This window comes from Mesorhizobium sp. WSM4833 (assembly GCF_055811095.1).
The window spans coordinates 135,520-162,409 of record NZ_JBVVQG010000009.1; the positions used below are offsets into that span (position 1 = coordinate 135,520).

Consider the following 26,890-nt stretch of genomic DNA (forward strand, 5'->3'; position numbering starts at 1 on the left):
GACGGTTATGAACTCATCCCATGTGGTCGGCGGGGTCAACCCGGTCTTGGCGAAGACGTCCTTGTTGATGAACAGGCCGAGCGTCTGCGAAGCGAAGGGCAGCGAATAGACCTTCTTGTCGGCGCGATAGGTGCCGGCCACCAGCGCATCGGCGGGCTGGTTGGCGAGCGAAGGCACCGTGGTCAGATCCTGTGGTTCAAAATAGCCGGCCTTCACGAACTGCTCGAGCCAGCCATAGGCGTGGGTGTGGATGACGTCGCCACCCTTGCCCGCGGCCAGGGCCGTCGAGACGATGGTCGGATAGTTCTCGTCCGGGAAGGACTCGAACTTCACATGGATGTCCGGGTTGGCCTTGGTGAAATCGGCGAAAAGTTCGTTGTAGGCGGCCTTGTCTTCCTGGCGCCAGGTCCAGAACGAGATGTCGGTGGCATGCGCTACGCTGGCTGCCAATCCCCATGCGAAAGACGCGGCCGCGAGGGCCAGCCCAATCCTTCTCCTGCTCATGTTGCAATCTCCCAATCGCGCTTGATGCGCTTTTTACGACGATTATCAAATCATAGTTCTTGCCGTCTGGAAAGATAGTTTGTAAAGTTTCCTAACTAACAAGGATTTGGACGCGGCAGCCCGGCTTGCGCGGTGGATATGGTGACCCAGAAAATCATTGCAGGCGTGGATATAGGCGGCACCAAGACGCGCATCATGGCGTGCCAGGGCGAGCGCATCGCCGACGAGGTGCTGGTGACGGAGAGCTGGCGCATTCGCCAGATGGAGACTGATGCCGAGACACTGGCTGGGATCGTCGCGGGATTGTGCGGCGGGGTCGCGCCCGCTGTGCTGGCCGTTGGCGCGCATGGCTGCGACACGGGTGAACAATGCCTTCGCTTCCAGGCGCTGCTGGCAAGCAGGACCGGTGGTGCGGTGCAGGTGGTCAACGATGCCGAGCTGATGGTTCCTGCCGCTGGCTATATCGACGGCATCGGCGTCGTCTCCGGCACAGGCTCGATCGCGGTGGCACGCACGGCCGATGGCAAGATGCTGGCAGCCGGTGGCTGGGGCTGGATCCTTGGCGACGAGGGCAGCGCGCCGGCATTGGTGCGCGAGGCGGCGAAAGCAATCCGGCACAGCCTCGACCGGGGCCAGGATGGTGACCCGCTGATTGCCGGGCTGATGCGCGAACTGGGTACAGACGACCAGACCAAGCTTGGCATCCTGCTCAACGAAACGCGTGGTGCCGCGGTCTGGGGCCGCTATGCCAATGCCGTATTCGACGCGGCGATCGCCGGCTCGGTTCTGGCTATCCGTGTTATCAGCGAAGGCGGGGCAGGGTTGGCCGCATTGGTCGAACTCTTGATCGAACGCGGCGCCAATCCCGCCCTTGTCGTGGCTGGCGGCGGGGTCATCTCGGAGCAGCCGATGTTGATGACGGCATTCGTCGAGGCCATGGCAAAGGTCTCGCCGTCGAGCCAGGTGCTGCTGCTGCGCGAGCCGCCGGTGCTGGGTGCGGTCGCCTTGGCAAAACGACTGCTGGTCGGTCAGGGCCAATCTTCGGGAATTGGAGCGGTTTGAATGATGAAGCGTATCGGCTATCGCCCGGCGGTGGCGCGCCAGACGGAAAGTCTCGAAATCGGCCGGCGTTCGGTGGCCTCGTCGCTTGACGACCTCGATCTCGGCGCTTTTGCCGGCAAGACGATCGGGCTTGCCGGCATCGGCGCCAGCTATCAGGCGGCGCTGGCCGGTGCGCTTTATCTGCGCGCCTCCGGTATCAAGGCTTTTGCCTATACGCCGACCGATCTCTATGGCCGGACGGATGCAGCCGCCGATGCGTTCATCGCGCTGTCGGCCTCCGGGCAGAGCCGCGAAATCTACGACGTCATGCGCGAGGCGTCGGGCGCGCCGCGCCTGGCGGTCTGCCGTGGCAGCGGCAATCCGCTGGCTGATCTGACTGGTGCTGTGCTTGCCACGGATTCTGGCGCCGACAATGGCGCAAGCTCCACCGGCTATACCGGGACCTTGCTGGCGCTCGGCATGCTGATCGACAGGCTCGCCGGCAACAGATTCGACTGGACGCGTTTGCCCAGCGCGGTCGCGACTGTTGTATCTGGTGTTCAAAGCGCTGCCGGGCAGGCGGCCCGGCTGCTGCAGGGCAGAACATCCATCGACATCGTCGGCGCCGGTGTCGGCTTCGCCAATGCCGGCGAGGCGGCGATGCTGATACGCGAGGCGGTGCGGGTGCCGGCATCGGGATGGGACACGCTGAACTATCTGCACGGGCCGATGGAATCGCAGGATGCGGCGACCGGACTGATCGCCATCGGCGACGGTCGCGAGGTGAAGATCGCGCAGGATCTTGCGGCGCTGGGCTGCCCCTCGGTGCTGGTGACGCGGCGCAGCGATGTCGCTCCAGCCGACAGGCTGGTGGTGATCTCGATTCCCGCGCTCGGCAACGCCATCGCTGATGCCATACTGGAGATCATCGCCATCCAGCTCATTGTCGGCGACATGCAGGACGCGGCCGGCCTCACCGACATCGTGTTCCGCTACCGCCAGACCGATACCAAGCTGAAGCCGTGGTCGCCGACCGACGTCTGACGTCCTTGTCCGGACATCGCGGAAATTGCCAAACCGGTCAGCAATGAGGCATTGAGGACAGGATATGGCTTTCGAGTCGGGGCAGCGAATGCGCTTTCGCCGACCGGAGACAGGATTTCAGGCAAAGGTCGAACGGCTGAGATGGCGGCTGCGGAAATCCCCAATCTGACCGACAGCGCCCGGGCGGTGCTGCGCCTGCTTGCCTCGCACGGGCCGGTGACGCGGCCAAAGCTCGGCGCCATGCTCGACCTGTCGAAGCCTACCATGTCGGCGGCGGTGTCGGAGCTGAGCGCGCTCGGCCTCGTCGCCTCGCGTGGGATTGAGCGCGGCGCCATTGGCCGCACGGCGACGATCTACGGCATCGGTCCAGGTGCCGGCTACGCGATCGGCATCGATGTCGGCGCCGCCCAGGTGCGCGCCGTCGCCTATTCGATGGATGCGCAGAAGCTGGCGTCGGTGGAAGAACCGATCCCGGAAACGATAGCCGGCGATGCCGACGCGGTCGGCGCCGTCGTGCTGTCGGTCGCTCGTGCCACAATGGCCAAGGTGGCCAAGAGTTTTCGCGCGCTGCGCGCCATTGCGGTGGCGGTGCCGCGCATCGTCTCCAATGATCGTTTCGACCGGCCCGGGGGGCCGTCCGCCGTGCTTGGCCTGCTGCGGCGCAGCATCGAGGTGCCGATCGTCCTGGAAAACAACGTCAACTGCGCGGCCATTGGCGAGATGCATTTTGGTGCCGCGCAAGGCCACCAGACCTTCGCCTTTCTGCAGGTCGGCGTGCGGGTTGGCCTCGGCTTCATCACCGAGGGGCGTTTGTTTCGCGGCGCCGGTGGTGCGGCCGGCGAAATCGGCCGCATGCCGTTTCCATGGTCGGCCAGCGAGACGCCCTATCGTGAAGGGCTCGAACATTATCTCGGCTCTCGGGCGCTAATAGAGCGCTGCCGTGTCGACTGGCCCGCTGGGGAAGGCGCGCCGCCCGACTCGGCCAAGGATCTGTTCGCGCGTGCTCTGGAGGGCTCAGCACCGGCGGTGGCGGCTGTCGCGCGCCATGCCGCCGATATCGGCAGGCTGGCCGCTGGCTGTATCGGCATACTCGACCCTGGCCTGATCGTGCTTGGCGGCGGTGTCGGCAGAAACCCGCTGATGACGGAAAACGTCGAGCGTGTCGCGGCAGAGCTTGCGTGGCCGACACGGATCGCCGTCAGTTCCCTGGGGGACGACGGGACCGCGCTGGGTGCCGTGAAGCTGGCGGTTGATTACACTCTCGGGCTGATGCTGCGCGAAGGGCGCCACCCGGCTGTGGTGCTGCCCCCAACGTCAAACGTGGAGCCTTAGAGGTGGTGTATCGTGGAGGACAATACCTCGTCGTCACTGAGCATTGCTGGCGCTCATCGCGCCAAAGAAGCGCCTGACGGACGAGAGAGACTGGGCCATATGGATTTCGTTTCTTGCGGTGTTCGGGAACGTGCTTTCGCTCGGCCCTGCGCTCGTTTGGCGCGCCCACGTACTGCGACGAGACTTTTTTCCTTCGCCTGAAGATCCTGCATCGCTCGTTCTAGGTGGTCGTATAAAGGAAGCCATTCCTCGCCTTGGTCACTAGGCGCGACGATGATCTCCGCAACGCGGTCGAGCGCTCGCTCGATGCGCTCCTCCTCATGAGAAATTATGCTATTTAAACGATCGAGTGGGCATCCAGTTCCAGGCTCGAAGGCGGACGGCAGCTTTGCGCCCCATCTCAGTCGTAAAGTTGCATTTTTCAATTGCCCGGAAGCAGACACTTTCTTCAAGGCCCTTCGACGGGTTGGATAGGCTGAACTCACCGGGATCTAGACCAGGCGAAGTTTATCTCGAGCGATCTGCCAAGCCGATTCGACATGTCGCCGTGCCGCCGCTTCCGCCTCATCGGGCTTGCGCGACCTTATCGCGTCCATGATCTCGTTCATCTCGCTGATCGCAGGCTCGCGGCGGTTCTCCGAAAGAATGGTCATCGAACGAAGCTGATTGATTCGGACATTCAGCCCGCTGACGATTTCCCAGGCGACACGCTTGTCGGCGGCCTCGAACAGCGCCTCGTAGAATTTCGTCGTCGCCCGCATCACTGCCGGCGGCGTCGCCGACGCCCATGCCCCGAACAAGTCCGCCAGCGCGCGTTCGAGCGTTGCCAGTTGCTCGCCGGTGGCCGACAGGGCGCAGGCGCGTGCCGCAATGCCTTCAAGCAGTGCCCTCAACTCATAGATCTCGTCGGTGCGGCCGAGATCCGGCCTGGCTACGGCCGGCCCGTGCCCAGGGATCATCTGCACGAGCCCCTCGGCCTCCAGTTGCCGCAGCACCTCGCGCACGACGGAACGGCTGACGCCAAGCTGGTCGCAAAGCGGCCGCTCGACCAACCTTTCGCCAGGCTGGAAGTGGAAATCCATGATGGCTTCGCGCATGCGCTCCAGCGCCAGCGTTCTCAAGGTCTTGGCGCTGCGGTCGATGCGAAGGGTGTCGTCTGGCATGTCTTGGCTCCTGCACCGCCACGAAAACAGATTCCATGCCCGGTTGACAAGGTACTTGGTGCTCCATAGCATGGTATACCATAAGATGATACAGAGATCGGACGGTCCCTGGCATCGCCGACCCGAGGATTCCATGCAGCCTGCCATCCGCAAGATCGTGACTTATACCGAGAACACGCTGATCGAAGGCGGCAAGGCTGCACCGCGGCCGCTGCGCCTGATCGGCGTCGCCGCGGTGCTGACGAACCCTTGGGCGGGACGCGGCTTCACCGACGATCTGTCGCCCGAGATCCGCGACTGTGCGCCTGTGCTCGGAGAGACCCTATCCCGCGAGATCATTGCCATCGCCGGTTCCGGCGACGCGATCGAGGGTTATGGCAAGGCAGCCATTTGCGGCACGTCTGGCGAGATCGAGCATGCCTCGGCGCTGATCCACACGCTGCATTTTGGCAATCATTATCGCCGCGCCGTCGGCGCCAAGACCTATCTTGCCTTCACCAACCTGCGCGGCGGGCCGAACACGCCGATCATGATCCCACTGATGGACAAGAATGACGAAGGACGGCGCTCGCATTACCTGACCGTGCATTTCCAGATCGGCGATGCGCCGGCGCCGGACGAACTGGTGGTGGCGCTTGGTGCGTCGATCGGCGGTCGCCCGCATCATCGTATCGGCGATCGCTATCAGGACCTCAAGGAGCTTGGGGACGTGCATGGCTGACGCTTCCACCTGGGCGCGACAGGGCACAACGTTCGATGGCACCTGCTTCATCCGTGCCGGCGCTGGCACGCCGGTGCTGTTCATCCACGGCGTCGGCATGAACGCCGCGATCTGGCAGCCGCAGTTCGAACGCATGGCCGACAGCTTCGACGTCATCGCGATCGACATGCTCGGCCACGGCCAGTCGCCACTGCCGCCGCAGCACCCGGAACTGGCCGACTACGCCGACCAGGCCATTCGCCTGCTCGACCATCTTGGCCTCGACCGGGTGTCCGTTGTCGGCCATTCGATGGGTGCGCTCGTTGCCCAGGAGTTGGCCCTGCGCGCACCGGAGCGCGTCCGCCGCATCGTTTCCCTGAATGCCGTGTTCCGGCGGCCACCTGAACTGGCCGAAGCCGTTCGCCAGCGCGCGGTGGCGCTCAACGGGCGCAGCGATACGGCCGGCACGGCACAGACCATTGCGCGCTGGTTCGGCGATCCGGTGCCGACCGAGCTGGAGGCGGCAGCGCGGAACACGGCATCCGCACTGAGCGCGGTCGACCCGGAAGGCTATGCCCGCACCTACCGCCTGTTCGCTCGTGCCGACGGCGATCATGCCGAACGCCTGCCGACGCTGGCCGTACCGGCCCTGTTCATGACCGGCTCCGAGGACAGGAACTCTTCGCCGGCAATGTCGGCCGCGATGGCACGGCTGGCGCCGCATGGCCGCTGCACGGTGCTGCCGGGCGAGAAGCACATGATGGCGGTCGCGGCGCCGGACCTCACCACGCGCCATATCGTTGACTTCCTCGCGGAGGACGAAGCGATCGAGCGAAGCGGCACTGCTGAGGCGAATACCGGGTTCGACAGCGGCGAGTTCCGCCGTGCGCTGGGATCCTTCCTCACCGGCGTCACCATCGTCACCACCATCGGGCCAGAAGGCGAGCCGCGCGGCTTCACCGCCAACTCGTTCACCTCAGTGTCGCTCGATCCGCCCCTGGTGCTGGTCTGCATCGCCCACAAGGCCTTAGGCCACCCTGTCTTCGCGACATCGAAAAGCTTCGCCATCAACATCCTCAACGAGGGCCAGAAGGCAGCGTCCGGCATCTTCGCCTCGAAAGCCGCCGACAAGTTCGCCGCCGTAGCATGGCGGCCGGGAAGGACCGGCAGTCCCGTTTTGGACGGCTCCGTCGCGTCCTTTGACTGCGACATGGAGCGGCTGGTCGAGGCCGGTGATCATTCGATCCTCATCGGCCGCGTCCGCGATTTCGAGCACAATTCCGCGCAGCCGCTCGGCTATTGCCGCGGCGCCTATGTTGCACCCGGCCTCAGCCAGGACGCGCTGGCCGCCACCCAGCCCGGCACCGATGTCGGCGCCATCCTCGAAAATGGTGGCCGGATCCTGTTCGTGGAAACGACGGACGGTTTTGAACTGCCGCGCGGCCGAGGGTTGGGTTCGGCAGGCGATGGCAATAGTCTGCGTGGACTGCTTGCGGCAAAGGCCATCGAGGCCCAGCTCGGTTTCCTGTTCGCCGTCTGGGACGACGCCGGACCTGTTTCGCGCACGCATGTCTACTATCGCGGCACGTTCGACGTGCCCGCTTCCAGCGATCGCGGCATTCGGCTCATCGAGATCGACGCGATCGAAGGATTGAAGATCGCCGATCCGGCGATCCGCTCGATGCTCACGCGCTATATCAGGGAATGCTCGGTGGATGCATTCGGCGTCTATGTCGGCAACGATGTCGAAGGCGAGGTCCGGCCGCTCGCCAGACCCAGCGCTTCCACCGTCAATACAGGTGCCCACGGATGAAATTCTCGCTCTTCGTGCATATGGAACGGTCGGATCTGGCCAAGCCGCATTCCGAGCTTGTGACCGAGCTCGAAGAACTGGTCCTGATGGCCGAACAGGCATGCTTCGAGACCGCCTGGATCGGCGAGCATCACGGCATGGAATTCACCATCTCGCCCAATCCCTTCATCAACATCGCCTATCTCGCCGCCAAGACCAGCCGTATCCGCCTCGGCACCGGAACCGTGATTGCGCCCTTCTGGCACCCGATCAAGCTTGCCGGCGAAGCGGCGATGGCTGACGTCATCAGCGGTGGCCGGCTGGATATCGGCATCGCGCGCGGCGCCTACAGCTATGAATATCAGCGCATCTTCCCAGGTCTTGACGCCTGGGGCGCCGGCCAGCGCATGCGCGAGATCATACCGGCGATCCGCGGCCTATGGGACGGCGACTTCGAACTCTCCGGCGAGTTCTGGCAATTCCCCGCCACCACCTCCTCGCCCAAGCCGCTGCAGAAACCCTACCCGCCGATCTGGGTGGCGGCCCGCGACCCGAACTCGCACGATTTCGCCGTCGCCAACGGATGCAAGGTCCAGGTAACGCCGCTGGCTTCCGGCGATGACGAGGTGACGAGCCTGATGCAGCGCTTCAACGCCGCCTGCGCCGCGCATCCCGAGATCGAACGACCGGAAATCATGCTTTTGATGCACACCTTCGTTGCCGACGACGCGGCTGACGCCGATCGCCTGACGCAGGACCTGTCGACTTTCTATTGCCAGTTCGGCGCCTGGTTCCAGAACAAGAAACCAGTGCATCAAGGCATATTGGAGCCGCTGACGCCGGACGAGATCGCGGCCATGCCGCAATACGCGCCCGACAAGATCAGGCAGAACCTGGTGATCGGCGAGGCCGATGAGGTCATCGCCCGGCTGAAGACCTATGAGGCACTCGGCTACGACCAGTATTCGATCTGGGTCGACAGCGGGCTTTCGCACGAGCACAAGAAAAAATCGCTGCAACTGTTCATCGACCGGGTGATGCCGGCCTTCCTTTGATCGCGAGCCCATGACCGACGCCCCCTTCAGGAACTTCATCGACGGCCGCTTCGACGAACCGTCCGCTACTTTCGACAGCGTCGACCCGTCGACCGGGGCGGCCTGGGCCAGGATGCCGGCGGCGAGCGAAGCCGATGTCGACCGCGCCGTCGAGGCGGCGCACCGCGCCCTGCGTTCCGGCCCATGGCGTAGGATGACCGCGACGGCGCGTGGAAAGCTGCTGGTCAAGCTGGGCGACCTCGTCGCCGCCAATGCTGGGCGACTTGCCGAGCTCGAGACCCGCGATACAGGCAAGATCATCCGCGAGACCCGCGCCCAGATCGCCTATGTCGGCGACTACTACCGCTATTATGGCGGGCTTGCCGACAAGCACGAAGGCGCGCATGTGCCGATCGACAAGCCGGATCTCGACGTCACCATCCGCCGCGAACCGATCGGTGTCGTTGCCGCGGTGGTTCCGTGGAATTCGCAGCTCTTCCTCTCGGCCGTCAAGCTCGGTCCGGCGCTCGCCGCCGGCTGCAGCATCGTGCTCAAGGCCTCCGAGGATGGCCCGGGGCCGCTGCTCGCTTTTGCCGAACTGGTTCATGAGGCTGGCTTTCCCCCAGGCGTCGTCAACATCCTCACCGGTTGGGGCCATGATTGCGGCCGGCGCCTGACCAGCCATCCGCTGGTTTCGCGAGTGGCCTTCACCGGCGGTCCCTCGACGGCGCGCGCCATCGTCAGGAGCACGGCGGAGAACCTTGCGTACACCACTCTGGAACTCGGCGGCAAAAGCCCGGTCGTCGTCTTTGCCGACGCCGATCTCGACAGCGCCGCCAATGCGGTGGTCGCCGGCATTTTTGCCGCGACCGGCCAGAGCTGCGTCGCCGGCTCGCGGCTGCTGGTCGAGCGTTCGGTCAAGGATGAATTCCTCGCCCGCCTGAAGCGCAAGGCCGAGGCGATCCGCATCGGCGATCCGCAGGATCCGGCGACCGAAATGGGTCCGCTCGCCACGCTGCGTCAGCGCGACTGGATCGAGAAAGTTGTCGCGGAAAGCGTCGCCGGGGGCGGCACGCTGGTCACCGGCGGCACAAGGCCAGCCGGCAGCGGCTTCTACTATGCGCCGACCATCATCGATGCCGGCGCCAGCGACCTGCCTTGCGTGCGCGAGGAACTGTTCGGGCCAGTGCTCAGCGTGCTTGCCTTCGACACCGAAGCGCAGGCGCTGGCGCTCGCCAACGACACGCCCTTCGGCCTCGCTTCAGGCGTGTTCACCAGCAATCTCGCTAGGGCGCACCGCATGGCGCGCGACATCCGTGCCGGAGTCGTCTGGGTCAACACCTATCGCGTCGTATCGCCGCTCGTTCCCTTCGGCGGCTACGGCCTGTCGGGGCTCGGCCGGGAGGGTGGGCTCGACACCATCAGAGATTACACACGCTCGAAATCCGTCTGGATCAACACCTCGGACGAGCCGATCCCCGATCCCTTCGTCATGCGCTGAGAACCGCGGGACGCAGGTGCACTGAGAAAAACAAGAACAGACCAACAGAGGAGAATGACATGAAACTGATTTTGACCGGCCTGCTGGCCGGGCTACTCACGGCAACCGCCGCCAAGGCCGATGAGATGGCGTTCACCAGCTGGGGCGGCACCACGCAGGAAGCGCAGACCAAATCCTGGGCAGCCCCCTTCGAAGCCAGCTCCGGCATCAAGGTGCTGCAGGACGGACCGACCGACTATGGCAAGCTCAAGGCCATGGTCGACGCCGGCAATGTCACCTGGGATGTCGTCGACGTGGAAATGGATTTCGCCATAAAGGCCGCCAAGGACGGGCTGCTGGAGCCGATCGACTATGCGGTCGTGCCCAAGGCCGATCTTGACCCGCGTTTCAGCAATGAGCATGCCGTCGGCAGCTTCTACTACTCCTTCGTGCTCGCCTGGAACAAGGGCGCCGTCTCGGGCGAACCGACCGGCTGGGCCGACATGTTCGACACCAAGAAGTTTCCCGGAAAGCGGACCTTCTACAAATGGTCGGCGCCGGGCGTCATCGAGATCGCTTTGCTGGCCGACGGCGTGCCGGCGCACAAGCTTTATCCGCTTGATCTCGACCGTGCCTTCAAGAAACTCGACACCATCAAATCCGATATCGTCTGGTGGGGCGGCGGCGCTGAATCACAGCAGCTGATTGCCTCCGGCGAGGCTGCCTTCGGTCAGTTGTGGAACGGGCGTGTCTTCGCCCTCCAGCAGGATGGCACCGACGTCGGCGTCGCCTGGAAGCAGAACCTCACCGCCGCCGACGTGCTCGTCGTGCCGAAGGGCGCCAAGAACAAGGACAGCGCGATGAAGTTCCTCGCCGCCGCCACCAGCCCGACCGGCCAGGCGAAATTCGCCGAGGCAAGCGGCTATGCGCCCATCAACACCAAGGCCAAGGCGGAGATGCCCGCCGATGCCGTCAAGGCCCTGCCTGATGCCCATGTCGACGGCCAGATCAACCTCGACATGAACTACTGGGCCGAGCATCGCGACGAGATCGCCGCGCGCTGGTATGCCTGGCAGACCAAGTAACACCGTTGCAGACCGACGGGGCGCAGCTTGCGCGCCCCGTTTTGAGACAGGACCGCTCGATGCAGGGAAGTTCTTTCAGACGCAGCTCGGTTGCCGGCCTGCCAGCCGGCAGCGGCAGCGCCTTGCCGGCCCTGCTTCTGGTTGGCCTGTTCTTCATCGTGCCGGTGGTTGCCCTGCTGCTGCGCAGCGTCACCGATCCCGAACCCGGCTTGCAGAACTACGCGGCGCTGTTCGGCAGCGACACCTATGTGCGGGTGTTCCTCAACACCTTCCTGGTCGCATCGGTCGTCACAGCCGTCACCATCCTGGTGGCTTTCCCTGTTGCCTGGATGCTGGCGATCATGCCGCCGGCCCCGGGCTCGATCGTCTTCGGCATCATCATTCTGTCGATGTGGACGAACCTTCTCACCCGCACCTATGCGTGGATGGTGCTGCTGCAACGCACCGGCGTCATCAACAGGGCGCTGATGGGGTTGGGCATCATCCATGAGCCGCTGCCGCTCATCAACAACCTCGCCGGGGTCACCATCGGCATGGTGTACATCATGCTGCCCTTCATGATCCTGCCGCTGGTCGGCACTTTACGCGCCATCGACCCTATGACGCTGCGCGCGGCCGCCCTTTGCGGCGCAAGCCCGTCCGAGGCCTTCCGCCGCATCCTTTTGCCGCTGTCGCTTCCCGGCATCGCCGCCGGAGGGCTGATGGTCTTCGTCATGTCGCTTGGCTACTTCGTCACGCCTGCCCTGCTTGGCGGCACATCGAACATGATGCTGGCCGAGATGATCGCCCAGACGGTGCAGTCGCTGCTCAACTGGGGGCTTGGAAGTGCGGCCGCCTTCGTCCTGCTTGTCGTCACCATGGCGCTCTACGCGATCCAGCTTCGCCTGGTCGGCGCCAGGCGCGCCGGCGGAGGGCTCTGACATGCTGCTCGACTATGACCGGCTCGGATGGCTGCGCGTGGCACTTGTCGGCTTCACGGCGGCAGTGGCGGCTTTCCTGTTGCTGCCGGTGGTCTTCATCGTGCTCCTGTCGTTCGGCTCGTCGCGCTGGCTCGCCTTCCCGCCGCCCGGCTGGACGCTGAAATGGTACCAGCAGTTGCTGGCTGATCCGACCTGGATCGATGCCGCGCTGACCAGTGTCCGGATTGCCGCCATGGCCGCCATCCTCGCCGTCGTCATCGGCCTGTTCGCCTCCTTCAGCCTGGTCAGGGGTGAGTTTCGCGGACGCCAGGTCCTGCGCGGCTTGCTGTTGATGCCGATGGTGCTGCCAGTCGTCGTGTTCGCCATCGCCATCTACGCCTTCTTCCTGCGCATCGGCCTTGCCGGCACCACGGTCGGCTTCGTCATCGCCCACACCATCCTGGCGCTGCCTTTCGCCATTATCCCGATCACTGCGGCGCTAGAGGGTTTCGACAAATCCATCGAGGACGCGGCCATAGTCTGCGGCGCCAGCCCGCTGCAGGCACGGTTGAGGATCACCTTGCCGTCGATCAGGATCGGCATCTTCTCCGCGGCGATCTTCTCTTTCCTGGCCTCATGGGACGAGGTCGTGGTGGCGATCTTCATGGCAAGCCCGACCTTGCAGACCTTGCCGGTCAAGATCTGGGGCAGCTTGCGCGCCGACCTCAGCCCGGTCATCGCCGCCGCCTCCAGCCTGCTTGTCGGCCTGACCTTGTGCCTGATGATCGTGACCGCACTCCTTCGCAGGAAAATGTCAAGATGACCCGGCCATTCCTGTCCATACGCGCGGTGAGAAAGACGTTCGGCGCCTTCGTCGCCGTCCATGACGTCACCATCGATGTGCCCAAGGGGGAGTTCCTGACGTTCCTTGGCCCGTCGGGTTCCGGTAAGTCGACGACACTCTACGCCATCGCCGGTTTCCAGGATCCGAGCTCGGGCGATGTGCTCCTGGAGGACAGGTCGCTGCTTTCGGTGCCGTCGCACAAGCGCAACATCGGCATGGTCTTCCAGCGCTACACGCTATTTCCGCATCTGAGTGTCGCCGAGAATGTCGCCTTTCCGCTGCGCGTGCGCCGCCGACCGGATGGCGAGATCAAGCGCAAGGTCGCCGACATGCTGGCGCTGGTGCGCCTCGAAAACTTCGCCGACCGCCATCCGGGCGCGCTGTCGGGCGGCCAGCAGCAGCGCGTGGCGCTTGCCCGCGCGCTCGCCTACGACCCGCCGATCCTGCTGATGGACGAGCCGCTGTCGGCGCTCGACAAGAAGCTGCGCCAGGAGATCCAGGCCGAGATCCGCCGCATCCACCGCGAGACCGGCGTCACCATCCTCTATGTCACGCACGACCAGGAGGAGGCGCTGCATCTTTCGGATCGCATCGCTCTGTTCAGGGAAGGCCGCATCGAACAGATCGGTACTGGCGAGGATCTTTACCTCCGGCCGGCGAGCGAGTTCGTCGCCGGCTTCATCGGCAACTCGAATTTCCTGCCGGCTGAGCATTTGCAAACCGCAGATGGCGCATCGACGATCCGCCTGGCCGGCGGCTCGATCGTGACCGGCGTCAAGGCGACAACGTCGTTCGGCCAAGGCCAGAACGTCCGGCTGATGGTGCGCCCGGAAGCCTTCCGCTTGACGCCTACGCCGACAAGCGTGGCACTCGCCGTCGAGATCGTCGATACCGCCTTCTTCGGCGACCGACGGCGGGTCGTGGCACGCACGGCCGGCGGAGATGAGATCGACGTCAGGCCAACCTCTGACGCAGAGGTGGGCGATGGCACCGCCACATCAGGTCAGCGCATCTTTTTCGATCCCGCTTCGGCGTTCCTGTTCCCGGCCTGATGGCCGGGATTGCGCATGTCAAAGCGATTCCGTTGCGGAAAGAAAGTCCGCTTGTGAAAATGCGCGCTTAGAAGCTGTCAGTCCGCTTCAAGCCCCTTATCTGCCAAACAAAGTTGCTTACGGCCTAGCGAGAGGGTCAGACGCCTCTGGCTGGAAAGCTGTTCGGTTGCCATCGCACGCCTGCTGGTCTGCAGTCCCTTAACACCCCGCCGACCAGTGTCCCTGGCCTGCGCGTTATGCATGCGGCACCTCTACCCCGAGCGCGTGCGGTGGCCGCTCTTGCTGCGATCGGCCGAGGCGTTTATGCAGGTGGAGGATCGCCGCGAACAGCTGGACGTCGTGAGACGCCGCGACTGCATCGTCGCTCAGCTCGCGCATTTGCTCAAGGACCAGGGCGCACGCGCGACCTCGGAGCTGAGCAGCGTCAACCTACATCTGGTCGAGGATGACATTGGCGTCTTGCATACCTGACTATAATCAGGTTACGGAACATTGTGTGCAAAAAACGCACAAGAAAGTTCTGCTTCTCTTCTTTTTTCGTTCCTACGAGGGAGCCGCCGGTAGCCCTTTCGGACGCTCTTCTGCCGACGATATTGACCGCCCCAATGCGAATGTTCGCCGGTGTATTCGTAAACCTCATTGTCCGCAGCGCCGTTCAGTCTGCTTGGGTTTCCTAGAAGCTTTTCGAACTTTCTCTCTTGCGGCTCCCGTCGAGATGCGGGCCCTCTGGAGGAGGTCGGGGTGTTTTGGATCCGCTATGGGGGTTCGAGTCGGTAGAGGGCTACCGCCAATTCACCGCTGCTACCGAGTTCGTCTGTTGAATGTACTCGCAAGCAGGGACGACAGAATCACATCCTGTCCCCTGGCTGTGGTGGCCGGCTGATTTGAACTGTCATCAGAGGCCCGCAAAGTTCCCGTAAACCAGACATGCAAACGATAACACTTGAGGCCGCGGTTGCGCCAGGTTCGGCGAATCTTCCTGTGCCGCACGCCACCTTGGCTCCCGGCCTTCATTGTCGTACCCTCGCGTCGCAAAGTCAGCGTGTGCAGAGGAGGCGCGTTCGAATGCGGGTTCCAATTTGGCTCCTTTCGACCTTTGTGCTGTTGTTGGCAACATTTCCATCCGGGGTGCACGCTGCCAGCGACAATCCGAAGCTCACGCCACTCGTTGCGGAGATCATCGCTCCCCCGCATGTGATTCCAGGCTCGGACGGCAGGCGTCACATCGTCTACGAACTGGCAGTGACGAATATCACTGGCGGCGATGTCCGTTTCGAGAAGCTCAAGGTCGTCGATGCCGACAGCGGAGCACCGCTTGCAGAACTCGGCCCGGATGAATTGCGCACGCGCGTCACGCCGGGCGCAAGCCGCGGCAACGAAAACCGCGAGTTGGCCGCCTATCAGTTCGCCGTCATCTTTCTGCATGTCGTGCTTGCGGACGGGGCGGCGGTTCCGGCTCGCATTACCCACGAGATCACGGCGTTTTTCGCGGTCATTGGCGCCGACATGACGGTGACGATTGGCGAGGGTGCCGTCGTTGCGAAGGCACCGGTGGCTCTTGGGCCGCCTTTGCGCGGCAAGGGTTATGTCGCGGCTGACGGCTGCTGCGATTCCATCCGCCATGTCCGCGCCCTGCTGTCGCTCGACGGCAAGTTCTACCTTGCCCAACGTTTCGCTATCGACTGGGAGCAAATCGACGACAACAACACGCTGGTCGTGGGCGACCTTAAGGTTCCTGCGAACTACCACATCTATGGCAAGCCTATCCTTGCCGTTGCCGACGGCACCGTGGTCGGGACGCGCGACGACTTGCAGGACCAAGTGCCCGGTGCGCTGCCCGCCAACTTGCCGATTGACGAGGCCGACGGAAACTTCGTCGTGCTCGACATCGGCTCGGGCTTGTTCGTCAACTACGCCCACATGCGGCCGGGGAGCATTAAGGTGAAGCTCGGAGACAAGGTGCAGCGCGGCGATCAGATTGGCGAAGTCGGCAATACCGGGAACAGTCAAGCGCCGCATTTGCACCTGCATGTCATGGACAGCGCTTCTCCGTTGGCCTCGGACGGCCTCCCCTACGTGTTCGACAGCTTTACCATCACCGCCGTCGGCGAGGCCACCGAGGATTTTGACATGGCGGAAGCGACCGGATCGCCGATGACGCTTACGCCGCGCGTCCCGCCCCAGAAACTGGAAGACGTGCTGCCGCTTGACCTCTCTGTTGTTGACTGGCCACAGTGATCGCCTTGTAAAAGGCAGTGGACAGTCCGCCCTGATTTCCGAAATGGTGAGCTCGAAGCCGATGACCGCCACCCGCACAATACCCTTACGTCTTTTCCTTGCCGCTGCCGTCCTTACCTGCGCAAGTCCTGCAAACGCCGATCGGCTGCTGGACGAAGCGGTCGAATTCACCGGTACATTCGCTTTTGTGAGTTCAGGCGCGCCGGGCCTGGTGATCGCCGGCGTTCGCAACGGCGAGACGGCGTTTGCCGGTTTCGGCGAAACGGTCCGCGGATCCGGCATAGAGCCGAATGCCGACACAATGATGCGAGTGGCATCCATTTCGAAGGCATTTTGCGGAGACGCTCTCGCCAGTTTGTTGGTAAAAGGAGAGATCGGCCTGACTGACCCTGTTCAGACGCACCTGCCTGACGGTTTCGTGGTGCCGGAGAAGGATGGGCGGACCCTAAGGATCATCGACCTCGCGACACAGACATCCGGCCTGCCGCGCGAGATGGCCCAGGCAGGTGGAACACCCAACGATCCCTACGCCGGCCACACAAAGGAAGCGATGATCGCAGCCATGCACGGGGAGCCGTTTCTGTTTCCTCCCGGAACTGGCGCGCTCTATTCGAACCTGGGCTTCGACCTCCTGGGACTGGCGATCAGCGGAGCGGCTGGCAAGCCGTACGCTACCGTCTTGGAGGAGCGCGTGTTGCGGCCACGCGGCATGGTGGACACGGTCTTCAATCCGCGACCTGGTGACGAGGGCCGGCTGATGCAGGGCCACAATTTCGACGGCACGCCGCTTCCCTTCGTGCCGACACCGATGACGATGGAATGCGCCTCGGGGCTTTATACGACGCCCAACGATATGCTGAAGTGGATCGCCTGGCACTTGGCTCAAGGCGGCTCCGAGGACGATGCACGCCGCATTATCGACCACGCCAGCCTAGTCAGGAGGGATGGGCTCTCTCCGGCGCTGGGCCTCGACGACGGTGGCGCGCCGATGGATGCGATGGCACTCGGTTGGGTTGTGGTAGAGGCTGACGGCAACCGTCCGCTGGTGCTTCACAAATCCGGAGGGCGACAAGGCATGTTTACATATGTTGCCATCGCGCCGACGCGCGGCGTCGGCGTCTTCGCGGCGATCAACCAGTTCAACGCCGGGGGCTTTGAAGCAATGGTGCACGCAGTAAACGAACTGATCTATCAGCTCGCGCCCCGCTGACTGCGCTCTCGTCTCACAATCAGATTTCTCGTCGAGGACATTCCAATGACCGGTTCAGGCCACAGGCGCTTGCTCATCCTCTGCTTCACGGCAGCCTGCGTCCTTGCGGCTCCTCACGTCGCCGCCGCCAAAGATCGTCTGCTTGAGGAAGCCGTGGGATTTGCCGGCGGCATCGCCTTCCTGGGCTCGGGCGCTCCTGGCCTCGTGATCGCCGCGGTTCGCAACGGCGAGACGGCCTTCGCTGGCTTCGGCGAAATCCGCAAGGGCTCGGGGCAGGTGCCCGACGAACATACGCTGATGCGGATAGCCTCGATCTCCAAGACCTTCTGCGGCGATCTGATGGGCTCGATGATTGTGGATGGCGTCATCGGCGCGACCGATCCCCTTGCCAAACACCTCGGGAAGGACTGGACCGTGCCTGGGCTCGAAGGACGAACGCCGAGGCTCATCGATCTGGTGACGCAGGCATCCGGCCTGCCGCGCGAGGTACCGAACCAGACAGGCGGCACGCCGGACGACCCGTTCGCCGGCAATACCTTCGACCTCAGCCGCGCTGAGCTTGCGAAGCCAGAACCCTATCTTTTCCCTCCCGGCACGGGTGCCTTTTACTCGAACTGGGGTTACGATCTGCTCGGCCTCGCGCTGGCCAATGCCGGTGGCAAGTCCTATGGCGATCTGCTGGCCGAGCGGGTGCTCACGCCCCGCCAACTGACCGACACCAAGCTCAACCTGGCGGAAGGCGATGCGGCGCGGACCATGCAGGGCCATTTCTTCGACGGCACACCGTTGCCCCTCGTTCCTTCGCCGGAAACGATCGGATGCGCGGGCGGGCTCTACACCTCCGCCGCCGACATGATGAAGTTCATGGCCTGGCACCTTCGCAAGGATGCGGCCGGCGATGCGGAGCGTACCGTCGACCATGCGGGCTGGCTCTGGCGCGACGGTCTCTCGCCGGTAATCGGCATCGACGATGCGGGGCCGATGGGAATGATGACGCTTGGCTGGGTCGGAGTTCTGGCCGACAAGGACAAGCCCATGATGCTCAACAAGACCGGCGGATTGCAGGGGCAGTTCAGTTATGTGGTGTTGGCGCCAACGCGCGGTGTCGGTGTCTTCGCCTCGATCAATCAGTTCAGTGTCGGCGGGTTCAAGGCGATGGTCGCAGCAACGAATGATCTCGTCGCGCAACTTGCGCCAAGATAAGGGCAGTTCAGGCGGGAGCTACGCCACCTAATACGAGCTGATTAGCTGGAACAAAAAACGCGTGCCGGTATCAGTCAGACCTCGGTTATCTCTGAACGGTACCGCAACAAGCGCCCTTGCATTGAGGTGTTGCCCAAATGCAGCCTTTGCACCTATTCCGGCCGAGCCGAGTTCCGCCTCGATGTAATCCACGCCCGTATCGTGGTTCCAGACCGCACCGTAATCGACATAAGCAAACACGTTCAGATTTGGGATCGGCAAAGCCTCCGGGAGTTCGATGTTGCGTCCCAATTCCAGCGAGGCCGCTATCCCGCTATCGCCTGAAGCGGCCGAGCCATCGAAAGCCAGGCCATAGGGATCGCCGCCGAGCACCAACTGGACCGACGATGGCACCGCCGTCGGCGCATATTGCGCAGCCACTCTGAGGTGGGCGACGGCCAGCGAAGCGATCTCCTTGGTAAGGTCGAGGTCGCCCCGAAAATACCTGTAGTCATCAGGAACGCCTGGACGCGGTGCAAGCGGATCGGTGCTGCTGCTCGCGCCAAAGCCGTCGAGGCCTTGGCCGAAAGTACCTGTCAGCGTGATGGCGCCGTTTTCCAACTCACCGGTATACTTAAGGGAGGCCGCCAGCCATCGGAGGTCCTCATCCGTCTGCGTTTCGCCGCCCAACGCCAGCGAGTTGTCCTTGAAGTTCAATTCAAGGCGGCTAAACAGGCTGTGGTCAATTGTCCGCAGCAGTGGGTAGTTGACATACGCGCTGCCGAACCTAGAGGCTATGTCGAGATCGAGAGGCTTGAGGTCGGCGCCCGGCTGGGAAGAGACATAACCGATGCTATAGCCTACATGCAGTCCGTCATACCCGATCGGGACATCGTGCGAAGCCAGCACGAACTTCAACTCCTCGGGACTGTCCGGAATGGTCACCAGGGCGATGTTCGCCACATCGAACAGCCTAAGCGCATCGTTGAAGGTGCCGGTGCCGGTCAGCTGAAATGGGCCGACGGCATTGCTGCCGAGATTGTCGACTATTGCGTTTGCGCCGGCCCGCTTGAAGCCAATGTTGAGTTTCAGATCACCGCCGGCCGAGGGCGTTTCGGGCCGAATGAAAGTGCCTTCGATGGTCAGGCCGCCAAGATCGCTCATCAGCAACAGCACGCGCTCGGCCTCCTTGATCCGGATTGGCCGCATGGCGACGATGCGATCGATGTAAGGTTTCAAACGCCGCTCAATATCAGGGATGGCGCTGTTGATGGTGACCCGGCGCACATAGGATTCGTAGAGAACGATGACGACGTTGCCGGATGAAAAGTCCTGCTCGGGAACGACGGCCCACGAGAAATATCCGGCCTTCTGGTAGATCTCGTCGATCCGCTCGGCGATCGCGTAAAGGTCGGCGGCGCTTATCTTTTTGTTCCGCTGCGCGGCCCACGCTTGCTCCAGCGTAGCGCTGGGCACCGTCACCGCGCCTCGAACGGTTATCGACCTCAAGGTAAACATTGTTTTTTCGGCTTGTTCCGAGCTCGTTGCCTTGCGTGCATCCGGAACTGACAGGTCAATCGTGCCGGGCTTCCTCGGAGCGGAATAGCGTCGGATGATCTCGTTCTGATCCGAAACCACCGAATCGATCCGCTCGGGGATCGTCTGGCTAAGGCTCGGTCCGACCATGAAGGCACTGGTTGCAAGACTGATGGACACGCGACGTACTGCGTCGAACCAGTGGGACAGCGCCTTGCGAAGAGGCATCAATCAAACTCGCTGACATGTCGTGGCAGGGAAAATCAACGGTTATTCGAAACTTGGTTTAGCAAATTAGCAAATATGTCGGGGTCCGTCATCCCGCGATGCACACCCGTCAGTGCCCCAACAAAGCGCAGACCGCCTGAGCCTGAACCTCCCGCAAGCGGTCGAGCAACGCGCCAGCCGGCTCAGCGATGTTCAGCGTGGTGGTGACCGAGCGCGTCCCGTCGGCGGTTGACGCCGCCCACTGCGTGTAGCCCGGGAAACTGCCGGTGTGGCCATAAACGACACCGCACGGCGTGGTGTAGCGGAACAGTCCGAGACCGGCCTCGTTCGTCCCGGGTCCGGGCGGACTGGAATTGCCGGCCACGAACTTCATCTGTTCAATCTGCTCGGCAGCGCCGAAGAACTTCAGTCCGAGATCTGCCCGTATGAACATCGACAAATCATCAGGCGTCGACACGATCGCGCCCGACGCCCACGCACCGCTCGGGCTGACGAAGGTCGTGACATCTTTCGGCTCGGATCCGGGCGCGACGACATAGCCGTGGATGGCGGGCCCAGGCAGCGCGATGTCGCGCGTGGGGAAACTCGTCCGGGCGAGGGCGGCAGGACCAAACGCGATGTTCTTCAGCAGCGTCCCGTAGGGCATTCCTGTGACCGCCTCGGCGATCAGCCCGACGACGACGTTGTCCGTGTTGGAGTAGGTATACTGGGTGCCGGGCGTAAACTCGAGCGGGTCGTTGCGGACCCAGCCGATGATCTCAATGGGCTGCACGTAACCTTGAGGATTTGTCGCGACCTGCTCGGCCAAGCCCTTGGACTGCAAGTAGTCGGGCAGGCCGCTGGTGTGGTTCAGCATCTGGCGGACCGTGACGGCCGACCATGCCGCCGGCAGATCAGGCAGGTGCTGGCCGATGGTGTCGTCGAGTCCGAGCCGGCCCTTCTGGACGAGGTGCAGGGCAATGGCGCCGTTGAATGCTTTTGAGATGCTGGCGATGCGCATATATTGGTCGACCCCCAGCGCCTCACCCGATATGACATCGGCGCGCCCCGCTGTGAGTACGGTCATGCGACCGTCGCGGTAGAGCGTGGCGATCGCCCCGGGAGGTCCATCCTCTGCATCGAGGAGCTCCTGTAGGCCGGCCTGGACCTTTGCATCGGCCGTTCTCAACTGAGCCGCGGTTAAGCCGGTCGAGCGTGCCGGGCCTTCGCTATCAGGATGTTTTACATAGAGATCCGGATTCATCTCTTCAGAAGACACGATGACCTCGTCATTGACGCCCGAGTCAATATAATCATCGGTAATTGAAAAGCCTGCCAGAAGCTGTTTGTCCGTGAGAGGATACCAGGAGCCGAGTTCGTGCGAGTAGGCGGCAATGGCCAGCATCGCGAGTTCACGATTGCTATACAGGTCGACTTCATAATCTTCGACCAATTTGCCATCCGAATATTTCTTATATCCATCAATGTAAGGATCGCGGGAATTGTCGCCTCTATACTTATCCACAATGTCGCCGACGGTGACCTTAGACTTGTTTCCGTGGAAATAGATCTTGCGGAGGAGAAAACCCCAAGCAGCTACACCATACTCTGGGGTTTCATAAATGGCAGTTTGGTTGCCGTACCGGTCTGGCAGAGTGCAACCCACATATCCTCTCATGCTGTCTCGCTGCCATTTCGAGATGTTTATGGCGCCGGGATTGTTTGTTCGAAGGGCCCTCCGAGTAAGCGCATTTGAGGAACTATAGTCAGCGTCCGGCAGGCTGCTAAAGAAATTGCCGATCCCGACCAGACTTCTGAAGTTGAATTCAGTACCTTCAGGATATTTCGCATTGTCGCGAAATGGCGGGGCTAGACTGCGCGCCTTGTTCGCTTGCCAAAACGGCAGCCCGAGTGCACTACCGGTCTGCATCCCCACTGTGCCGTCAACGGGCATTCCATATGTGCTCTGGAAGGACTTCACAGCGCTTGCTGTCTGCGAACCAAACACTCCATCAATCGCTGAGGCGTAAACAGATTTGTCCGTGAGTACGCTCTGTAGAAGCGCAACCCTACGATCAAGAACGTTGCTTCGTGTTTGCTGAAAGACCGGACCGACGGGTTGACGCTTGTCGCTGATGCTGAAGTTGCTGACCCATTCGCTCGACCCGGAATAATCGTCAGGTGCTCCGCATTTCAGGGGATTCGCTGCGCTAACTTCATCCGGGCTTTCAAAAGCGAAGGCCGGACCGGAAGGCAAGAGGGCCAGGAGCGCAATGCCAAGCCAACCGCCCATCCCCGGCCTGAAACAACCGTCTATCATTTGGCGACTTCACCGCATGCGTCGACTGCATCGGTCTTCGACATGCATCCTCCGATCTTCGGCGAATGTCAGTTCGCCTCCTTAACCGACATTCTCGTCTCCCGAGCACCTTTTCCATATCATCCAAAGAGTGGATGACGGAAGGTGAACTCGATTCTGATCTGGCGAATCTTTGTCAGAAACGCCGCTATCGCCGCGGCAGCCTGCAACTTCAGCGCCGAGAGCTTCCGCTTGTCCGACGTGAACTCGGAGCGAGCCATGTTTACGAGCTCGTATCGGCGAGAAACAGTCCTTTCCGGCGAATGGTTGAGCCGTGCGGTCTCCGATTGGAGCAGACCCTGACATGCGGAATTCCGATCCCCTATCAAGGGGTGCGCTTACGCACCTTCGGCGACCAGCGCGCATTTGCAGCCAAGTGGAGTCACTTGGCGTCGCGAAAGTGCGGCTGTGTTGAACGATGCCGGCCTGTCTGACTTCGCCGAGCTGCGCAAGGCGATCACACGACGGCAGCACGACCTCTACTTTGTCGCCTTCGACCTGCTGCACCTCAACGGTCATGACCTGCGCGACATGGCACTGGAGAAACGGCGTGAGATCCTTGAAAGCGTGATCCCGCCAACATCCGCATTCAATTCAGCCAGGCGCTGCCCAGCGAGGCCAATCCATCACCTGATCGATGAAGCCGGTCTGGAGGGGCTGGCATCAAAGCCACGCCTGATCGGCGCCAAAAGGCATGAAGCGTGAAGCATGTGCGTGGCGAGGCAGACTCTTGCCATGCATGGCTGCAGGACTTTCGGGAAGAATGAGCAAGCGGGGAAGCGATTTTCTCTCCCATTGGATATCGGATGGTGATCGATATGGCTGTGGACGCAAAACGGGCAGCGCGAGCCAGGGCATTCCGGGCCAAGAGATCGATGAAGAGATCGGCCCGATCTTCGAAGACATCATGCAGGGTTGCGGGCGCCACGCTTCGCCGCTGCGAGGAGGACTAATGCTCGGCAGCCGAGGGTTCGACAAGGTGTTGCTAATATGCAGCAGCGGCGGCATCTCTGACGGCCACCGCCTGGAACCGCTTCTCACGGCTGGCTGTAGACGTCAAAATGAGAACGAAAATCGGGAGGTGACGAAGATGGATAAGCGAGAAAACAGGATCATTGAGACGTGTTGCCTTATAGCCGTTCCGGTATCGATGGCTCTCACTATGGTACTTGCTCAACTGATCCTTGGCTGAACCCAAGGCACCGACCAGGCAAGACATGAGCCGTATTAGGCGACCGCTAAACCGGCAGGCGATCTGGCAACGCTAGCTATCGTTGCTCAGGTGGTTTCAGGATTACCTGAACATCGCGGGCAAAATCTACTACGAAACCCACTTGCTCCGCTGATGCGGATGCAAGCATTTTTCAGCGAGGTCGCGCTGGACCTGGTCTGCGCGGATGGATCGACCCTTTCTGTCCTCGTCAACGCCGCGGAGCGGCGCGGCGAATCGGGCAATCTGCAGTTCATCCGCATCACCGTCTTCAATGCGTCCGACCGCCGCCGCTATGAACGAGAGCTTCTGGAAGCGCGCCGCACTGCAGAGCGGGGCCAACGCCGAACTGCTTAAACTCAACCATACACTCGAACGTCGCGTGGCCGAGGCGGCCGAGGCGCGCCTGAAGAGCGAGCGGGCACTTCACCAGGCGCACAAAATGGAGGCGGTTGGCCAACTGACCGGCGGCATCGCCCATGATTTTAATAACATGCTCTCAGTCATTGTGTCGTCGCTCGGGCTACTCGAGAGGCGGCTTGCAAACGGCGAGGACGTTTCCCGGTTTGTTTCCTCCGCAAACTTAGACTAGCGCTGGGCCTCTGAGTTCGCCTCACCGAGCGCGCAATTCAATCTATAGGTTCACGGACGCAACGACTTGTTCTTGTGCATCGCAGCAACGATATTGCTGCATGTGCGTTGTGCAGGACCGTGCCATTCCGGCGCACAAGGACACCGACGTGCGAAATATATCCGATACGATCGCTCGCCTGAGCGCGATGCACGCGCGGCCAGCAGCTGGATCCGGAGAACGGAACGACGCTCACTTGTCCGAAATTACAGGGTTCGGGTCCAATCCCGGAGCCTTGCGCGCGAGGCTTTATCTTCCGAAGAACCTGCCCCGGCAGGCGGCGCTGGTCGTCGTGCTGCATGGCTGCACCCAGAACGCGGCCAGCTATGATCATGGCTCCGGCTGGAGCGAGCTCGCCGCCGAGCATGGTTTTGCGGTGCTGTTCCCCGAGCAGCAGCGCGCCAACAACCCCAATCTTTGCTTCAACTGGTTTGTACCAGGCGATATCAGGCGCGACAGCGGCGAGGCACTGTCCATTCGCCAGATGATCGAGGCGGCAGTGGTTACGCATGGCCTCGATCGCAAGAGGATCTTTCTCACCGGTCTGTCCGCCGGCGGCGCTATGGCGGCGGTGATGCTGGCGGACTATCCCGAACTGTTTGCCGGCGGCGCGATCATTGCCGGGCTCGCCTATGGAAGTGCCTCGACGATCTCCGCAGCCTTCGACCGCATGCGCGGCCATGGCGGTCCGTCCCAAGCCGACCTCCAGCGGCTGTTGCGGGCGGCCTCGCCGCACAAGGGTCCGTGGCCGCGTATTTCGATATGGCAGGGCTCGGCCGACACGACTGTTGTGCCTGCCAACGCGGATGCAGTCCTGGCGCAGTGGCAAAGCGTGCACAATCTCGGCGAAAAGCCAACACGCATAGAGAAGGTCGACGGCCAGACGCGGAAGGTCTGGAGCGACAGCAACGGGCGCGAGGTAGTCGAGACGTTCACCATTGCCGGCATGGGCCATGGAACGCCACTGCAAACTGGCGGCGGTGGTCTCGGCAACGCAGGGCCTTTCATGCTGGATGTTGGGATTTCCTCGACACGCCATATCGCCCGCTTCTGGGAATTGACGAAGCCGGACGTGCGACGCAAAGCCAAAGCCGAGGTCGCTTCGGGCGCCGCATTGCAGTCCTTTGCACCCACGGAAAAACCGCGGGCAGTCCGAATCGATCCTACTCCGGAGCGAGCCAATGCGCGCGGTCCGGCAAGTGGGATTTCCAAGGTCATCGAAAATGCTCTGCGCGCGGCGGGGTTGATGCGCTGAATTGTTGTGGCGGAGGAGCTCTTTGTCTGGACCCTGCTGAACCAAGAGCCCACCATCGATAAGGCAGTGAACCCCTGCTTACCCAAGACAGCGGCGTCGTTTGGGCCAAGGCTATTTTCCATCGGCCCTGGAAAGCGCTCTTGAAACAGGCCGGCCTGTCGGATGTGACGCTGCATGAGCTGCGGCATACCTACGCCAGCACGATGGTTCGAAATGGCGCTCCGTTGATCATCGTGGCGCAGGCCCTTGGTCGCAGCGACACCCGAACGGTGGAGAAGCACTATGCTCACCTCGCCCCGTCCTATGTAGCGGACATCATTCGCCGACTAGCACCCGACATTTAGAGGACAATCCAAATGGCTGAGGTCGCAATTGCCTGCTCACTTGCTGTGATCGCGTGCTTCTGCGCGTTGTGCATAATCGCGTTTTTCATGCTGGCGAAGTCCGCTACCCATCCTTCTTACCTTGAACAGAAAGATGACGCCGCTCGGCGCTTGGCCGAGCCATTAGGTCCAACCGTGCGAGAAGCTGTGGCCACGGCGATGGCAAAGGCACGGCGCTCCGAAACCTATTAAGCTCAACTCGACCTACGCCATTGCCGTTAGGCGCTTGCCCGCGCGCTCGTGCACGAAGGTGGCCATGTGAATAATAGGACCGGACCGCCCCACCTTCCGTGGCGTTACAGCTATTCAGAGCGATCGACAGGTCCACGCATTTGCGATGCCGCTTGGGCTTCGAAAAAGCTGACCGGCTTATCCGACGTCGCCCAGACGCAAATTCCGTAGGCAATCCCGAAGGAGATCAACAGGGCGGGCAAGATGGGTAAGCGGTGCATGGATCGGCTGGGCCTCTTTGTTGCAGACCCGCCCACAACCTCCTGCAACCCGATCGGTTCGAGATAAAATATTTACCGTCTTGGCATGGTTTACGGATGGTTTCGCAGGCCATCGCGGATGCTTGCCACTGTGTCTGCTGGCGAAGACAAAAAAAGCCCGCTGCCGGGAGGAGGTGGCAGCGGGCTCGATTTTCGAATGTGGCGCGGGAGGAGGTGCGCCTCATTCAGCGCCGGCATCGCATCTGGGAGGAGTAGAT

Annotated in this window: 25 protein-coding genes and 1 pseudogene; 22 read left to right on the plus strand and 4 right to left on the minus strand. The window is 62.3% G+C overall.

Translation table 11 applies throughout. The annotated features are described in order from the left end of the window. Nucleotides 1–27: 27 nt before the first annotated feature. Nucleotides 28–504, minus strand: a pseudogene (locus tag AC0L2D_RS19835) (extracellular solute-binding protein); the annotation flags it as partial. A gap of 138 nt (nt 505–642) precedes the next feature. On the opposite strand from AC0L2D_RS19835, the gene AC0L2D_RS19840 reads away from it, so the two are divergent. The 3 genes from AC0L2D_RS19840 (at nt 643) to AC0L2D_RS19850 (ending at nt 3,921) form a co-directional block, all read left to right on the plus strand. Further along, nucleotides 643–1,566, plus strand: a complete 924-nt coding sequence (locus AC0L2D_RS19840; protein ID WP_473542032.1) for a BadF/BadG/BcrA/BcrD ATPase family protein — start codon at nt 643–645, stop codon at nt 1,564–1,566. Continuing rightward, nucleotides 1,567–2,589: an SIS domain-containing protein gene (locus AC0L2D_RS19845; protein ID WP_473542034.1), complete on the plus strand. Its 1,023-nt coding sequence runs from the start codon at nt 1,567–1,569 to the stop codon at nt 2,587–2,589. Between the two features lie 141 nt (nt 2,590–2,730). Next, a complete protein-coding gene (locus AC0L2D_RS19850; RefSeq protein WP_064994965.1) occupies nt 2,731–3,921 on the plus strand; it encodes an ROK family transcriptional regulator in 1,191 nt (396 codons plus the stop codon). Nucleotides 3,922–4,412: 491 nt separating this feature from the next. On the opposite strand, the gene AC0L2D_RS19855 is transcribed toward AC0L2D_RS19850, so the two are convergent. Then, nucleotides 4,413–5,084, minus strand: coding sequence for a GntR family transcriptional regulator (locus tag AC0L2D_RS19855; protein ID WP_013525211.1), 672 nt, complete (start codon nt 5,082–5,084; stop codon nt 4,413–4,415). Between the two features lie 133 nt (nt 5,085–5,217). Here AC0L2D_RS19855 and AC0L2D_RS19860 point away from each other — a divergent pair, with 133 nt between their 5' ends. The 12 genes from AC0L2D_RS19860 (at nt 5,218) to ampH (AC0L2D_RS19915) (ending at nt 18,621) form a co-directional block, all read left to right on the plus strand. After that, a complete protein-coding gene (locus AC0L2D_RS19860) occupies nt 5,218–5,805 on the plus strand; it encodes an amino acid synthesis family protein (RefSeq protein ID WP_027161992.1) in 588 nt (195 codons plus the stop codon). Then, nucleotides 5,798–7,597 carry an alpha/beta fold hydrolase gene (locus AC0L2D_RS19865; RefSeq protein WP_473542037.1) on the plus strand — a complete coding sequence of 600 codons (1,800 nt, stop codon included), beginning with the start codon at nt 5,798–5,800 and terminating at the stop codon, nt 7,595–7,597. The genes AC0L2D_RS19860 and AC0L2D_RS19865 overlap by 8 nt, the downstream gene beginning before the upstream one ends. Further along, a complete protein-coding gene (locus AC0L2D_RS19870) occupies nt 7,594–8,631 on the plus strand; it encodes an LLM class flavin-dependent oxidoreductase (protein ID WP_473542039.1) in 1,038 nt (345 codons plus the stop codon). The genes AC0L2D_RS19865 and AC0L2D_RS19870 overlap by 4 nt, the downstream gene beginning before the upstream one ends. Before the next feature lie 10 nt (nt 8,632–8,641). After that, entirely contained in the window at nt 8,642–10,111 is a 1,470-nt protein-coding gene (locus AC0L2D_RS19875) for an aldehyde dehydrogenase (RefSeq protein ID WP_473542041.1), read from the plus strand. A 59-nt stretch (nt 10,112–10,170) separates the two neighbouring features. Further along, nucleotides 10,171–11,175 carry an ABC transporter substrate-binding protein gene (locus AC0L2D_RS19880; RefSeq protein WP_064994960.1) on the plus strand — a complete coding sequence of 335 codons (1,005 nt, stop codon included), beginning with the start codon at nt 10,171–10,173 and terminating at the stop codon, nt 11,173–11,175. A gap of 59 nt (nt 11,176–11,234) precedes the next feature. Then, the gene (locus AC0L2D_RS19885; protein WP_027161996.1) at nt 11,235–12,095 is read left to right on the plus strand and encodes an ABC transporter permease; all 861 of its coding nucleotides are present in this window, start codon (nt 11,235–11,237) and stop codon (nt 12,093–12,095) included. Nucleotide 12,096: 1 nt separating this feature from the next. Further along, nucleotides 12,097–12,897 (plus strand): ABC transporter permease, encoded by an 801-nt coding sequence (locus tag AC0L2D_RS19890; RefSeq protein ID WP_064994959.1) that lies wholly within the window; start codon nt 12,097–12,099, stop codon nt 12,895–12,897. Then, a complete protein-coding gene (locus AC0L2D_RS19895; RefSeq protein WP_013525219.1) occupies nt 12,894–13,970 on the plus strand; it encodes an ABC transporter ATP-binding protein in 1,077 nt (358 codons plus the stop codon). The genes AC0L2D_RS19890 and AC0L2D_RS19895 overlap by 4 nt, the downstream gene beginning before the upstream one ends. 240 nt (nt 13,971–14,210) lie before the next feature. Further along, nucleotides 14,211–14,441: a hypothetical protein gene (locus AC0L2D_RS19900; protein ID WP_027161998.1), complete on the plus strand. Its 231-nt coding sequence runs from the start codon at nt 14,211–14,213 to the stop codon at nt 14,439–14,441. Nucleotides 14,442–15,035: 594 nt separating this feature from the next. Further along, complete coding sequence (locus tag AC0L2D_RS19905) at nt 15,036–16,208, plus strand: M23 family metallopeptidase (protein WP_013525221.1); 1,173 nt, start codon at nt 15,036–15,038, stop codon at nt 16,206–16,208. A 61-nt stretch (nt 16,209–16,269) separates the two neighbouring features. Further along, a complete protein-coding gene (gene ampH, locus AC0L2D_RS19910) occupies nt 16,270–17,418 on the plus strand; it encodes a D-alanyl-D-alanine-carboxypeptidase/endopeptidase AmpH (RefSeq protein WP_064994128.1) in 1,149 nt (382 codons plus the stop codon). A 45-nt stretch (nt 17,419–17,463) separates the two neighbouring features. Further along, nucleotides 17,464–18,621: a D-alanyl-D-alanine-carboxypeptidase/endopeptidase AmpH gene (gene ampH / locus AC0L2D_RS19915; RefSeq protein WP_127370226.1), complete on the plus strand. Its 1,158-nt coding sequence runs from the start codon at nt 17,464–17,466 to the stop codon at nt 18,619–18,621. A gap of 27 nt (nt 18,622–18,648) precedes the next feature. Here the strand turns inward: ampH (AC0L2D_RS19915) and AC0L2D_RS19920 are convergent, their stop codons facing one another. Both AC0L2D_RS19920 and AC0L2D_RS19925 read right to left on the minus strand, forming a co-directional pair. Continuing rightward, complete coding sequence (locus AC0L2D_RS19920) at nt 18,649–20,364, minus strand: ShlB/FhaC/HecB family hemolysin secretion/activation protein (RefSeq protein WP_473542045.1); 1,716 nt, start codon at nt 20,362–20,364, stop codon at nt 18,649–18,651. Nucleotides 20,365–20,473: 109 nt separating this feature from the next. Then, nucleotides 20,474–22,663: a serine hydrolase gene (locus tag AC0L2D_RS19925; protein ID WP_473542047.1), complete on the minus strand. Its 2,190-nt coding sequence runs from the start codon at nt 22,661–22,663 to the stop codon at nt 20,474–20,476. 450 nt (nt 22,664–23,113) lie between these two features. On the opposite strand from AC0L2D_RS19925, the gene AC0L2D_RS19930 reads away from it, so the two are divergent. The 7 genes from AC0L2D_RS19930 to AC0L2D_RS19960 all read left to right on the plus strand — a co-directional run bounded on the left by AC0L2D_RS19930 (nt 23,114) and on the right by AC0L2D_RS19960 (nt 26,373). Then, entirely contained in the window at nt 23,114–23,407 is a 294-nt protein-coding gene (locus AC0L2D_RS19930; RefSeq protein WP_473542049.1) for an ATP-dependent DNA ligase, read from the plus strand. Nucleotides 23,408–23,465: 58 nt separating this feature from the next. After that, entirely contained in the window at nt 23,466–23,894 is a 429-nt protein-coding gene (locus AC0L2D_RS19935) for a hypothetical protein (protein ID WP_473542051.1), read from the plus strand. Between the two features lie 159 nt (nt 23,895–24,053). Beyond that, a complete protein-coding gene (locus AC0L2D_RS19940) occupies nt 24,054–24,269 on the plus strand; it encodes a hypothetical protein (RefSeq protein ID WP_473542053.1) in 216 nt (71 codons plus the stop codon). After that, nucleotides 24,208–24,504: a hypothetical protein gene (locus AC0L2D_RS19945; protein WP_473542055.1), complete on the plus strand. Its 297-nt coding sequence runs from the start codon at nt 24,208–24,210 to the stop codon at nt 24,502–24,504. The genes AC0L2D_RS19940 and AC0L2D_RS19945 overlap by 62 nt, the downstream gene beginning before the upstream one ends. A 148-nt stretch (nt 24,505–24,652) precedes the next feature. Then, entirely contained in the window at nt 24,653–25,798 is a 1,146-nt protein-coding gene (locus AC0L2D_RS19950) for an extracellular catalytic domain type 1 short-chain-length polyhydroxyalkanoate depolymerase (RefSeq protein WP_473542057.1), read from the plus strand. 113 nt (nt 25,799–25,911) lie between these two features. Further along, nucleotides 25,912–26,142, plus strand: coding sequence for a tyrosine-type recombinase/integrase (locus AC0L2D_RS19955; RefSeq protein WP_473542173.1), 231 nt, complete (start codon nt 25,912–25,914; stop codon nt 26,140–26,142). Nucleotides 26,143–26,154: 12 nt separating this feature from the next. Beyond that, complete coding sequence (locus AC0L2D_RS19960; protein WP_473542059.1) at nt 26,155–26,373, plus strand: hypothetical protein; 219 nt, start codon at nt 26,155–26,157, stop codon at nt 26,371–26,373. Nucleotides 26,374–26,890: the final 517 nt, after the last annotated feature.